A 12454-nucleotide genomic window follows, 5' to 3' on the forward strand; every position below is an offset into this window, starting at 1 on the left:
GATTATGGGCGAAAGGGCCGGTGAGCGGCAATCTGTGTGCTTTGAAACCCTGCTGGGGCTTGTCACTTTGTGGGAGGCAGCTTGCTGGCGACGGGTCCCTGAAGCCACAACCGCTTTCCCCCCGCCTCCCGTCTCAGGCTATCCTCGGTACATGACTCTATTTCCCGACCTGATCGACCTCCCCCGCCAGTTGCGCCACCCTGAGGTGCGCGACCTGGCCTGGGTCATCCTCGCGCCGCCCATGCTCGCAGAAGCGCCATGGCCGCAACGTCATCCATTGACCGGCAGCGAATGGGTGCAGCATCCCGATCAACTGGCAGACTTCCTGTATCAACTGGATAGGGACAGTTCCCCGCTGGAACACTGGCTGTCGCTCAGCGCGACGCGCAGGCTGGGGCTTTATTACGAACGACTCTGGCAGTTCGCGGTGCATCATGCGCCGGGGGTCGAGATCATTGCCGCCAACCTGCCCATACGCCAGGAAGGCCATACCCTTGGCGAGCTGGACATGCTGCTGCGCGACCGCGATGGCGTGCATCACGTAGAACTGGCCATCAAACTCTACCTCGGACCGCAGGACGGCGACGGCAGTGACGCGGCGCAATGGCTCGGCCCCGGGTGCCATGACCGACTGGACCGCAAGCTCACCCACCTGAGCCAGCATCAACTGCCGATGTCCGCACGTCCGGAAAGCCGGGCAACCCTGTCGACGCTGGGGATCGAGTCCTTTACCGCCGAACTGTGGCTGGGTGGCTATCTGCTCTATCCCTGGCCGGGTCAGGCCCGATCACCCGCAGGCGCCCACAGCCAGCACCTCAAGGGGCGCTGGCTGCATCAGCGGGACTGGGAAGAATTCATCGCGCAAAGCCCGGCAGGTCGATGGCAACCTTTGCCGCGTCACGCCTGGCTGGCACCGGCCCATTACACAGAGGCCTGGAGCCATGAGCAGTTGCAGGACTGGCTGACCCGACTCGACCCGCTGGCGCCAGCGCAACTGCTGGTGCGCCTGAATCAGAACCCGCTGGGCGAATGGGAGGAAACCGAGCGGCTGTTTCTGGTATCGGACATGTGGCCCAATCTGGCCGACACCAGTAACACCCTCAGTTCATTGGCCGTTTCGACACCGCCGGTCTGATCACTTGGTCTTGGGCAGGAAGATGGTCAGGATGCCGAGCAACGGCAGGTACGAACACAGGTTGTAGACGTACAGAATGCCGTGGCTGTCAGCCAGATAACCCAGCAACGCCGCGCCGATCCCGCCAAAGCCGAACATCAGGCCAAAGAAGATACCGGCGATCATGCCCACATTGCCCGGCACCAGTTCCTGCGCATACACAACGATGGCGGAAAACGCAGACGCCAGGATAAAGCCGATGATGACGCTCAGCACGCTGGTCCAGAACAGATCGGCATAAGGCAGCGCCAGGGTGAAAGGTGCCGCGCCCAGAATCGAAAACCAGATCACTTTCTTGCGGCCGATCCGGTCGCCGATCGGGCCGCCAAAGAACGTACCCGCCGCCACTGCCCCCAGGAACAGGAACAGATGCAGCTGCGAACTGGCCACCGACAGGTCAAACTTCTCGATCAGGTAGAAGGTGAAGTAACTGGTGAGGCTGGTCATGTAGAAGAACTTGGAAAACACCAGAAACGCCAGGATGCCCAGGGACAGAATCACCCGCTGTCTCGACAGGCCGTGTGTCGCCGCCTGTCCGGCCTTCAGCTTGAACAGGTTCAGGTGCGCCCGATACCAGCGACTGATGGCGTACAGCAAGCCAAGGGAAAACAGGGCAAACAGGCCGATCCAGGCCACATTGCCCTGACCGAACGGAATGATGATCGCAGCCGCCAGCAACGGGCCGAACGCCGAACCGGTATTGCCGCCGACCTGGAAGGTCGATTGCGCCAGCCCGAAACGCCCACCGGAAGCCAGCCGTGCAATACGCGAAGCTTCAGGGTGAAAGGTCGATGAACCGATGCCGATAAGCGCCGAGGCCAACAGGATCAGCGGAAAACTGCCCACCATCGACATCATCACAATACCGATCAGGGTACAGATCGAACCCAGTGGCAGGACCAGCGGGTTGGGATGCCGGTCGGTGTAATAGCCGACCCAGGGTTGCAGCAGCGAGGCCGTGATCTGGAAGGTCAGGGTAATGAGCCCGATCTGGGTGAAGCTCAAGTCATAGCTGGCCTTGAGCATCGGGTAGATCGACGGCAGGATGGCCTGGATCAAGTCGTTGATCAAATGCGCCAGGGCAACCGCGCCGATAATGCGCATCACCAGTGGGCTGCTCTGCGGAGTCGTCGAAGCCGCGGGAGTGCCGGGCTGAGCGCTGATCGCCATACATTTCATCCGTAAAAATGGTTTTGGAATACCCTCATTCTGATATTACAAAATGTGTCATATCGAGACGGGGTCGCCAATTTGCCATTTTTCAGGGCATCCGTGCCATTTTTTATTGCACATTTGCGATGAGCTTAATGAACTCCAGACAGCAGTGAGTTCATTCGTGAACCAGGTCGCCCGTTTCTCGATGCCCAGCCACGTCATGCAGGGAAATCTTCGAAGTCTCTGGTAACGCCAAGCCACCCACCAATGCCAGAGCCGCCACGGCAATCAGATAAAAGGCTGGCGACAGGTTGCTGCCGGTCGTGCTGATCAACCAGGTCGCCACCAGCGGCGCCGTGCCACCGAACAGGGTGTAAGCCATGTTGTACGTGATGGCCGAGGCCGTGTAGCGGGTACGGGTCGGGAAGGTTTCCGAAAGCAGCGCCGCCGTGACGACGCCACACAATACCGCGCCGACAGCCAACAGCATTACCCCGAAAATCGAAGCCGCGAACGATCCCGAACTGGCCATCAGGAAAGACGGAAACACCACCAGCATCAGCAGGACACAGGCCGTGACCACCGTTGCGCGTCGCCCGACCTTGTCGGAATAAGCACCCGCCAGCGGACAGATCGCGGCCGCGAACAGCAAGGCAATCAGCGACACCAGCAACGCCGTGGCCCGGCTCAAGCCACCGGCCACTTGCAGATAGGTGGCGAAGTACGTGGTGAACATATAGAACGACAGCGCCGTCAGGGAAATGAACGCCCCCAGGCAGCAAATGGCCCCGCCATGGTTGCGCAGGGTTTCCCTGAGGGGCGAATGGGCTACCGCATGTTCCTGTGCCACCGCCTGGAATGCCGGGGTTTCGTCCAGCCTCCAGCGCAGGTACACACCGATCAGTCCCAGCGGTGCCGCGATCAGAAACGGCAGGCGCCAGCCCCAACTGCCCATGGTTTCCGCCGACAGCGACGCCTCCAGCGCATAGGCCACCACGGCTGCGGCAGCAAAGGCCGAAAAGGTCGAAACCGGCAGAAAGCTGCCGTACCAGGCACGCTGGTCCTGAGGCGCGTGCTCCATCAGGTAGGCGCATGCGCCAGCATATTCACCACCCGCCGAAAAACCCTGGGCGCAGCGAATGATGGTCAACAGAATCGGAGCGGTCACGCCGATGGCGGCATAAGTGGGCAACAGACCAATCAGGGTCGTGGCACCCGCCATCAACAGAATGGTGATGGCAAGCGTGCGCTTGCGACCGATTTTGTCACCCAGCATGCCAAAGAAAATCCCGCCCAGAGGCCGGAAGGCAAAGGCGACGGCAAAGACCGCAAAGGTTTTCAGCAGCGCTGCACTGGTGTCGGTACTTGGGAAGAATTGCAACGCGATGGTGGTCGCGAGAAAGCCATAGACTGCAAAGTCGAACCATTCGACAAAGTTACCCAGCGCGGCTGCCACGATGACCTTTCTCAGAGTCGCAGGATCGACCTGCTCTACGACGGTGGTTGTCATGCTGACCTCGGCCATTGATGGGGGAATGGACCGATTATCAGGACAGTGAATGGAAGGCTTTACTCTGAAAGTGTCATCCACATAGTCAGGGACGACGCCCGACCTCAGGACATCATTGCCCGCCGACCTTGCAGGCCGCCGGTGTGAACGAAAATCAGGCGAGTGCCCGGAATGAAGCGTCCGGCTGCCACTTCATGGTGCAGGGCCAGCAGTGCTTTGCCGGTGTAGAGCGGTTCCAGCGGGATACCACTTTGCGCTTCACTGGCGGCGATAAACGCCAGCAGATGCGCATCGGTTTTCGCAAACCCGCCGCGACTGGCATCCAGCAATTGATAATCCGAAGACGAGCCCACCAGAGCTTCCACATTCCGGGCGACCCCATGATCATCCGGCACCGCCAGCGCGCCATAGACCGGGTGAGCACCCGCCTCCGCCAACACCAACCCGGCCAGCGTGGTTCCGGTACCCGCCGCCAGCCACCAACCGTGATAATCGTCCCAGCCCAGTGACTGCAACGGCTGCTTTATCAAATCCAGCAATCGGGCACAGCCCAGCGCACCGGGCATGCCGCCACCACCTTCCGGGATCGGATACAGCTCGGGATACTGCGCCAGCCAGGGCGACCAGAAGCCCTCCTCATGCCGGGCGCGATAACCGCCATAACCCAGCCAGTGCAATTGCATGCCGAAAGCGTGCAGATCAAGCACCGTAGGCGTCTGCTGCTCATGACCGCGCAACAGGCCCACCGTGGGAAAACCAAAACGCCTGCCCGCCGCCGCTATCGCATGCAAATGATTGGAATGAGCCCCCCCAAGGCTGACAACACCCGCCGCACCCCGCTGAACCGCGTAGGTCAGATGCTCGGTGAGCTTGAACCACTTGTTGCCGCTGATGAGAGGGTCGATCAGGTCCAGCCGCAGAATTGCGACTTCGATGGCTGCCTGTTTCAACCAGGGCAGTTCAAGGCGTTCGAGAGGGGCTATGGGTTGCCAGGCAAGTGCGTCATGGATCATGGAGCGCAGTGTATCAGTAGGAGTAATGCTGATCAGTTAAGGTCATGAATTACTTTGTGGGAGGCAGCTTGCTGGCGACTTCAGCGTACGACGCAGAATATCTGCCGGTTTCAGGCCTTTTTCGCCAGCAAGCTGCCTCCCACAAGTGTTGTTTGTGCCTTGACTGATCGGCATTAGTCAGTAAGCGAATTCATTGTTACCTACAATTCAGCAGCCAACCTGGAACCCTGATCAATCGCCCGCTTGGCATCCAGCTCGGCAGCAACATCTGCGCCGCCGATCAGGTGGACGCTCTGCCCTGCCGCGACCAGGCCGTCATACAGTTCGCGCAACGGGTCCTGGCCGGCGCAGATGACGATGTTGTCCACCGGCAGCAGTTTCTCTTCGCCTTCGCCAATGCGGATATGCAGGCCGGCATCGTCGATTTTCAGGTACTGCACGCTGTTGAGCATCTGCACCTGCTTGTTCTTCAGACCGGTACGATGAATCCAGCCGGTGGTCTTGCCCAGGCCATCGCCGACCTTGGTGTCCTTGCGCTGCAACAGGAAGACCTGACGCGCCGGGGCATGGACCTCGGCCTTGATGCCGGCCACACCGCCACGCGCCCGCAGGCTGGTGTCGATGCCCCACTCTTTCCAGAAGGCGTCACGATCCTGGCTGGTGGAGACGCCCTGATGGACCAGAAACTCCGACACATCGAAGCCGATCCCGCCTGCGCCGATCACTGCCACGCTATGGCCCACGGGTTTGCGTTGCAGGATCACGTCCAGATAGCTCAGCACCTTCGGGTGATCGATCCCGGGAATAGCAGGTTTGCGAGGCACGATACCGGTGGCCAACAGCACTTCGTCGAAACCGCCATCCAGCAGATCCTGCACGGCAACACGTGTTTCAAGACGCAACTCGACACCGGTGTTTTTCAGCTTGTGCCTGAAGTAGCGCAAGGTTTCATAGAACTCCTCCTTGCCCGGTATGCGCTTGGCGATATTGAACTGGCCGCCGATTTCACTGGCCGAATCGAACAGCGTCACCTGATGCCCGCGCTCTGCCGCCACGCTGGCTGCAGCAAGGCCGGCAGGCCCAGCGCCCACCACTGCAACTTTCTTGACCTGCCGCACCGGCAGGTAATTGAGTTCGGTTTCATGGCAGGCACGGGGGTTGACCAGACAACTGGTGAGTTTGCCGCTAAAAGTATGGTCCAGGCAGGCCTGGTTGCAGCCGATGCAGGTATTGATCTCCTCGGCACGGCCAGCCGCAGCCTTGTTGACGAACTCCGGGTCCGCCAGAAACGGCCGGGCCATGGACACCATGTCGGCATCGCCTTCGCTGAGGATCTGCTCGGCGATTTCAGGCATATTGATGCGGTTGGTGGTGATCAGCGGGATCTTCACGGCGCCGCGCAGCTTGGCCGTGACCTTGCTGAAGGCACCACGCGGCACTTTGGTCGCGATGGTCGGGATACGTGCTTCATGCCAGCCAATCCCGGTGTTGATGATGGTCGCACCGGCCTGCTCGATGGCCTTGGCCAGGGTCACGATTTCTTCCCAGGTACTGCCGCCGTCCACCAGATCCAGCATCGAAAGGCGGAAGATGATGATGAACTCGGGGCCGACTGCTTCACGCACCCGACGCACGATTTCCACGGGCAGGCGCATGCGGTTTTCGTAGCTGCCGCCCCAACGGTCGGTGCGGTGGTTGGTCTGCGCGACCAGGAACTGGTTGATGAAATAGCCTTCGGAGCCCATCACTTCAACGCCATCGTAGCCAGCGCTCTGGGCCAGCGTCGAGCAGGTGACGAAATCACGGATCTGCTTTTCGATGCCCTCCTCGTCCAGCTCTCGCGGCGTGAAGGGGTTGATCGGTGCCTGGATGGCGCTGGGAGCAACTTGCTCGGGGCTGTAGGCGTAGCGCCCGGCATGCAGGATCTGCAGGCAGATCTTGCCACCGGCCTCATGCACCGCCTCAGTGACGACGCGATGCTGCTCGGCCTCTTCGGGCGTGGTCAGTTTGGCTGCGCCCTTGTAGACACCGCCTTCCTTGTTAGGCGCGATACCGCCGGTGACCATCAGCCCTACGCCACCTCGGGCCCGCTCGGCGAAGTACACCGCCATGCGCTCGAAACCTCCGGGCCTTTCTTCAAGGCCGGTATGCATGGAGCCCATCAGGGTCCTGTTGCGCAGGGTCGTGAAACCCAGGTCCAGCGGGGCCAGCAGGTGCGGATAGCTCGTGGCGGTCATGGGGCGCTCCATCGGTTTCATCACGAAAAACGAAGGCATCTGTGTACCTTCTTGTTGTAGTGCAGGCTCATTGTGCGGCCCGTTCATGACACAACAGTAAAGAGGCGCCCCGCCTCGCTCAATGACCGAAAGTGACAAGTTATTGATCCAAACGTGCAGGCAGGCTAGTGTCCTATATTGATCGGACCTTGATAGCCTTTTATGCGTAAATTCTTCGGCATCTGCCTCATCCTGGCGAGCATGGCCGCGCTGGTCAGTTATGGCCTCTGGACCCAGCAACGCCCGCAGGGACATTACCTGTCCGACCTGCGCATTCATCTGGCCATCAACGAAGGCCAGCCGGGCGAGCGCGGCAATCTGCTGGGGATCGAACCCGAGCTGTTTCCCACCGACTACCAGAACCCCCAACGCCTGCACCGCAAGCTGGCGGCCTATCTGCAACATGCACGCGAACTGGGCCTGATCAATGCCCGGACCATTGTGATTCTGCCGGAGCATGTGGGCACCTGGCTGTTCGTGTCCGGTGAGAAGAACGAACTCTTCCAGGCAAGCGAACGGGATGACGCCATGAGCTGGCTGCCCTGGAGCAACCCGCTGCAATTCATCAAGGCTTTCGTCCAGGCCACCGGCGAGAACCGGCTGGAGGATACCTATCTGCGTATGAAGGCCAGCAGCATGGCGCAGAACTATCAAACCCTGTTCGGCGGTCTGGCCAGGGAGTTCGGCGTCACCCTAGTGGCAGGCAGCATCGTGTTGCCGGAGCCCCGTGTCGAAGAGGGTCAACTGCGCATCGGCAGTGGCGATCTGTACAACAGCAGCCTGGTCTTTGGCAGCGACGGCCTGCCGCTAGGCCAGCCTCAACGCCAATTGTTTGCGAGCCACTATCAGCACGATTACGTCGAAACACAAAGCCATGCGCCACTGAACGTCATCGACACGCCGACAGGTCGTCTGGCCGTGCTGATCGGCAGTGACAGCTGGTATCCCTCCAATTACGCACGCCTGAATGAAAGTGGCGCCGAGCTGATTGCGGTGCCCGCCTTCGTACCCGGCAAAAGCAGTTGGGCCGGTTCATGGCGCGGCTTGCGGGACAAGAGTGAAAATCCTGGCACCGACCTCAAGCCCGGAGCAATCAGCGAAAGCGAGGCTTGGCACCAGTTGACCCTGACCGGTCGCAAACCTGACAGTAACGCCCGGGCCGGAATCAGCGTGTTCCTGCATGGGCAGTTCTGGAATCAGGGCAGCTCCGGGCAAGGCTTTGCCAGCGACAACGGGCAGATCATTGACGAGCAACCGGTGGAAAACAGCGCCATGAGCGGTGCCCGCCTGATCAATATCTGGCTCTGAACATGCCTGACTTGACGCTGCGCCTCGGTGATCTGTCAGTTGGCTTTATCCAGAGCCTGGGAGATGCCGTGCGCAGTTTCGGCCATGATCCCGCCCCGCTTCTGGAGCAATACGGCCTGGACACGGCGCGTCTGAGCGAAGCCGGCGCACGCCTGTCGATCCCGCGTTATATGCGCCTCGGGTATGCGGCCATCCAGCTCACCGGGCAACCGGGACTGGGTTTGCGCATGGGGCAACTGAGTCGCCTCAGTCAGCTCGGGCTGGCGGGCGTCACGGCAGCCCAAGCACCGAATGTGCGGGAAGCGGCGCGGGTCCTGAGCCGTTTCGAGGCGCTGTATGGCTCCAACTATCGTGGTCAGTCCAGCTTTCATGAAGATGCAGAAGGTGCCTGGCTGCGCTTCTACTCCATCAGCCCTTACAACGCTTATAACCGCTTCGTGGTGGACTCGATCCTCTGTGCCTGGATCAGCAACCTGTCTGCCCTGGCCGCCAACCCCTTGCGCGCTCAGCGGGTCGAGATCGAATTCGAAGCGCCCGACTACGCCGCCGATTACAGCTTCATGAGCGACAACCCGGTGATCTTTGGCGCGGCGACCAACCAATTGCGTCTGGATCAGGCCAGCCTGGCGCTGCGCAATCCCGACCATTGTCCGAGCACATGGCAACATTTGCTGCAATTGTGTGAAAGGGAACTGGAACAGCTGACCCGCACCCGCAGCCTGCGTGAGCGCATCATTCAGTTGTTGGGACCGTTATTGAACGGTGGAAGGGAACCGGATCTGGAGGAAATCGCAGCACGGCTCAAGCTGCCGACCTGGACGCTACGCCGAAAACTGGCCGATGAAGGCACCCGCTTTCGCACCATCCTCAATGACACACGCCGTGATCTGGCGATGACTTACATCCGCGACACTGAACTGGCGTTCGGCGAGATCGCGTATCTATTGGGTTTTGCCTCGGCCGAAGCCTTTCAACGCGCCTTCAAACGCTGGAACAGCCAGACTCCGGGAGAGTTTCGCCGCAGCCAGCGTCAAAGCGCATGCCCCCCTCACAGTTCGGTAGCGTCGTCGGAGGGCTCCAGCGGGTCCAGTTCAAAGGCGCGGGATTCCAGCAGTTCTTCTTGATATTCGTCCATCGTTTAAGTCCTTTTGCGTGATTGATTACAGGGGTGGAAACACTGAAATAACTGACCACAGCCACCACAGTAAAGTGCCAATGTGAATAAAAATGTTACGCCTTATAAAAATACGAGCCCTGCTCAGAAGAATTTAGCGCACTCAATTCACTCTTGACTTGGCAGCACCTCCCGCCATAACCTCCGGCTCATGAACGCAATAAAGCAAAACTTCGGCCAGATTATTATTACCGTCATTCCAGTCATGGCGGGTTAGCCGACGTTTGCAAAAAACCCGCCCTGGAGGCGGGTTTCTTCTGTCTCCCGGGCCACTTTCAGCACCAGGAGTCAGACATGATCATCATCCATCGCTCTATCGCGCCTCGCCTGCTTTCGAAGCTGATCATCCTGCCCTTGTCCAAGGGGTTGACGCGATGACCGATCTGCTCAACCACTACGCCCGCAAGATCCTCACTTCCCGCGTCTATGACGTCGCTGTCGAAACCCCGCTGCAGGGCGCCCGCCAGCTTTCCGAGCGGCTGGCCAACCAGATATTGCTCAAGCGCGAAGACCTGCAACCGGTGTTCTCTTTCAAGATTCGCGGCGCCTATAACAAACTGGCGCAACTGAGCGCTGAGGAACTGAGCCGTGGCGTGGTGACGGCTTCGGCAGGCAACCATGCCCAAGGCCTGGCGCTGGCAGCCAAGGTGTTGGGCATCAAGGCCACTATCGTCATGCCCAAGACGACGCCCGAAATCAAGGTCGAAGGCGTCCGCTCCCGGGGCGCCCAGGTGGTGCTGCATGGCGACTCCTTCCCGGAAGCTTTGGCTTACTCCCTCAAGCTGGTGGACGAGCAAGGTTTTGTTTACATCCATCCTTACGATGACCCTGACACCATTGCCGGACAAGGCACGGTGGCCATGGAAATCCTGCGCCAGCAACCGGGCCAGCTGGATGCCATTTTCGTTCCGGTGGGCGGTGGCGGCCTGATTGCGGGCATCGCGGCCTACGTCAAATACCTGCGCCCGGATATCAAGGTCATTGGTGTCGAGCCGGACGACTCCAACTGCCTGCAAGCCGCCATGGCGGCGGGTGAGCGGGTGGTGTTGAATCAGGTCGGGCTGTTTGCCGATGGCGTGGCAGTGGCGCAGATCGGCCATCACACCTTCGAGGTCTGCCGTCACTACGTCGATGAAGTCATCACCGTCAGCACCGATGAAATCTGCGCGGCCATCAAGGACATCTACGACGACACCCGCTCCATCACCGAACCCGCCGGTGCGCTGGGCGTGGCCGGGATCAAGAAGTATGTAGAGCAACGTGGCATCAGCGGCCAGACCCTGGTGGCCATCGATTCCGGTGCCAACGTCAACTTCGACCGCCTGCGCCATGTGGCCGAGCGCGCCGAGTTGGGTGAAGGTCGCGAAGCCATCATCGCCGTGACCATTCCCGAGCAGCCGGGCAGCTTCAAGGCCTTCTGCCAGGCCATCGGCAAGCGCCAGATCACTGAATTCAACTACCGCTACCACACCGACCGCGAGGCCCATATCTTCGTCGGCGTACAGACCCACCCGGACAACGACCCGCGCAGCGCCTTGATTTCAAGCCTGACGGAGCAAGGGTTCCCGGTGCTGGACCTGACCGACAACGAACTGGCCAAGCTGCATATTCGGCATATGGTCGGTGGCCATGCCGAGCGGGTCAGCGATGAAGTGGTGCTGCGCTTCGAGTTTCCGGAGCGGCCGGGTGCGCTGTTCAACTTCCTGAACAAGCTGGGCGGGCGCTGGACCATCTCCATGTTCCACTACCGCAACCACGGCGCCGCCGATGGCCGCGTGGTGGCCGGGCTGGTGGTGCCGGAAGAAGAACGACATCTGGTGGGCGCAGCGCTGGACGAGATTGGCTATCCGTATTGGGATGAGAGCCAGAATCCGGCTTATAAGCTGTTTCTGGGGTAGGCAATCTGTAGGAGCGAATTCATTCGCGAAAAGCCATACATCCGAAGAGCATGTATCGCCTTCAATGATGTCATCGCGAATGAATTCGCTCCCACACAGTTGGCGCTGCTCGCTACTGCTCTTCAACAGGCTCTGCGCTGAAAGTCGCAGGCTCCACAGGTGCAGCAACAGGTTCGCTGCTGACAGGCGTCGCTGGAGACTCCGGCACCACGTCAGCCTTCGGCGCTTCCTCAACCGGCTGGGGCGCCAGGGAAGCAGGTGCTGGAGTCGGGGCCTGCGCTGGAGCCGGTGCAGCCTCAGGCACACCCAGGTCAGTCTTGGGCTTCTCGACGATATGCGCAGCCTGCTTCACTTCCGGAGGCAGGAAGTTTTCCACCAGCGCGAAGAAGCGCTCATAGAACTTGGCCGAAGCAACGGTCTCGCTGGCAACCTTGACCATGGAGTCGTCGGTCGAGCCGATCGGCATCGATACCGAACCCAGCACACCGACACCCAGACTGGCGGAGTTATTGGTCTTCTTCAGTGCATAACGGTCCTGCAGGGCGTTGGCGAACATGGTCGAGCCAGCACCTCCTACATCGGCTGCGCAAACCAGGTTGAAACTGATCTCGATATGCGTCTCGCCCGTCTGCTGGAAGCTCTTGCGCCCGCTGATCATTTTCGGGTCGTTGCTGGTGATGATGTAGCCCTGACTCAGCAATGCACGCCGCCCCGCTTCACAGGACGAATCATCACTAGCCGGATAACTTCTGGAAAAAGTCCCTGCGTCATCGAAATGCTCGTGATCGTAAACAGCCTGCTTGGGCGACGAACAGCCAGCCATGACCAGCAGGACGGACGTCCAGCAGGCGGTACGAAGGTTCAGTAACTTAAACATCGAGAATCCTGGGGAAGATAGCTGTCAGCAGGGCTGTAGCGGGAAAACGTCGGTAAGTCTGCAACAAGG

Annotated in this window: 9 protein-coding genes; 4 read left to right on the top strand and 5 right to left on the bottom strand. The window is 60.1% G+C overall.

The window, feature by feature from the left end:
* Positions 1-151: 151 nt before the first annotated feature.
* The gene (locus KQP88_RS16310; protein ID WP_216703616.1) at positions 152-1135 is read left to right on the top strand and encodes a DUF1853 family protein; all 984 of its coding nucleotides are present in this window, start codon (positions 152-154) and stop codon (positions 1133-1135) included.
* Here KQP88_RS16310 and KQP88_RS16315 read toward each other — a convergent pair whose 3' ends face one another.
* The 4 genes from KQP88_RS16315 to KQP88_RS16330 all read right to left on the bottom strand — a co-directional run bounded on the left by KQP88_RS16315 (position 1136) and on the right by KQP88_RS16330 (position 7089).
* Positions 1136-2344 (bottom strand): MFS transporter, encoded by a 1209-nt coding sequence (locus KQP88_RS16315; RefSeq protein ID WP_200992437.1) that lies wholly within the window; start codon positions 2342-2344, stop codon positions 1136-1138.
* 160 nt (positions 2345-2504) lie between these two features.
* Positions 2505-3839, bottom strand: a complete 1335-nt coding sequence (locus KQP88_RS16320; protein WP_216703617.1) for an MFS transporter — start codon at positions 3837-3839, stop codon at positions 2505-2507.
* Between the two features lie 104 nt (positions 3840-3943).
* The gene (locus KQP88_RS16325; protein WP_216703618.1) at positions 3944-4852 is read right to left on the bottom strand and encodes a 1-aminocyclopropane-1-carboxylate deaminase/D-cysteine desulfhydrase; all 909 of its coding nucleotides are present in this window, start codon (positions 4850-4852) and stop codon (positions 3944-3946) included.
* Between the two features lie 200 nt (positions 4853-5052).
* Complete coding sequence (locus tag KQP88_RS16330) at positions 5053-7089, bottom strand: NADPH-dependent 2,4-dienoyl-CoA reductase (RefSeq protein ID WP_216703619.1); 2037 nt, start codon at positions 7087-7089, stop codon at positions 5053-5055.
* 201 nt (positions 7090-7290) lie between these two features.
* Here KQP88_RS16330 and KQP88_RS16335 point away from each other — a divergent pair, with 201 nt between their 5' ends.
* From KQP88_RS16335 to ilvA, 3 genes are all read left to right on the top strand, one after another.
* Positions 7291-8436: a nitrilase-related carbon-nitrogen hydrolase gene (locus KQP88_RS16335; RefSeq protein ID WP_216703620.1), complete on the top strand. Its 1146-nt coding sequence runs from the start codon at positions 7291-7293 to the stop codon at positions 8434-8436.
* A gap of 2 nt (positions 8437-8438) precedes the next feature.
* Positions 8439-9560 carry an AraC family transcriptional regulator gene (locus KQP88_RS16340; RefSeq protein WP_216703621.1) on the top strand — a complete coding sequence of 374 codons (1122 nt, stop codon included), beginning with the start codon at positions 8439-8441 and terminating at the stop codon, positions 9558-9560.
* A 424-nt stretch (positions 9561-9984) separates the two neighbouring features.
* Positions 9985-11508 (top strand): threonine ammonia-lyase, biosynthetic, encoded by a 1524-nt coding sequence (gene ilvA, locus KQP88_RS16345; RefSeq protein WP_407681808.1) that lies wholly within the window; start codon positions 9985-9987, stop codon positions 11506-11508.
* 112 nt (positions 11509-11620) lie between these two features.
* Here the strand turns inward: ilvA and KQP88_RS16350 are convergent, their stop codons facing one another.
* The gene (locus KQP88_RS16350) at positions 11621-12385 is read right to left on the bottom strand and encodes a DUF2242 domain-containing protein (RefSeq protein WP_216703622.1); all 765 of its coding nucleotides are present in this window, start codon (positions 12383-12385) and stop codon (positions 11621-11623) included.
* Positions 12386-12454: the final 69 nt, after the last annotated feature.

The sequence above is a fragment of the Pseudomonas lijiangensis genome, from assembly GCF_018968705.1.
GTDB classification, from domain to species: domain Bacteria; phylum Pseudomonadota; class Gammaproteobacteria; order Pseudomonadales; family Pseudomonadaceae; genus Aquipseudomonas; species Aquipseudomonas lijiangensis.

Coding starts and splice junctions, on each gene's coding strand:
- KQP88_RS16310 (WP_216703616.1), top strand. CDS start 152: ATGACTCTATTTCCCGACCTGATCGACCTCCCCCGCCAGTTGCGCCAC.
- KQP88_RS16315 (WP_200992437.1), bottom strand. CDS start 2,344: ATGGCGATCAGCGCTCAGCCCGGCACTCCCGCGGCTTCGACGACTCCG.
- KQP88_RS16320 (WP_216703617.1), bottom strand. CDS start 3,839: ATGACAACCACCGTCGTAGAGCAGGTCGATCCTGCGACTCTGAGAAAG.
- KQP88_RS16325 (WP_216703618.1), bottom strand. CDS start 4,852: ATGATCCATGACGCACTTGCCTGGCAACCCATAGCCCCTCTCGAACGC.
- KQP88_RS16330 (WP_216703619.1), bottom strand. CDS start 7,089: ATGACCGCCACGAGCTATCCGCACCTGCTGGCCCCGCTGGACCTGGGT.
- KQP88_RS16335 (WP_216703620.1), top strand. CDS start 7,291: ATGCGTAAATTCTTCGGCATCTGCCTCATCCTGGCGAGCATGGCCGCG.
- KQP88_RS16340 (WP_216703621.1), top strand. CDS start 8,439: ATGCCTGACTTGACGCTGCGCCTCGGTGATCTGTCAGTTGGCTTTATC.
- ilvA (WP_407681808.1), top strand. CDS start 9,985: ATGACCGATCTGCTCAACCACTACGCCCGCAAGATCCTCACTTCCCGC.
- KQP88_RS16350 (WP_216703622.1), bottom strand. CDS start 12,385: ATGTTTAAGTTACTGAACCTTCGTACCGCCTGCTGGACGTCCGTCCTG.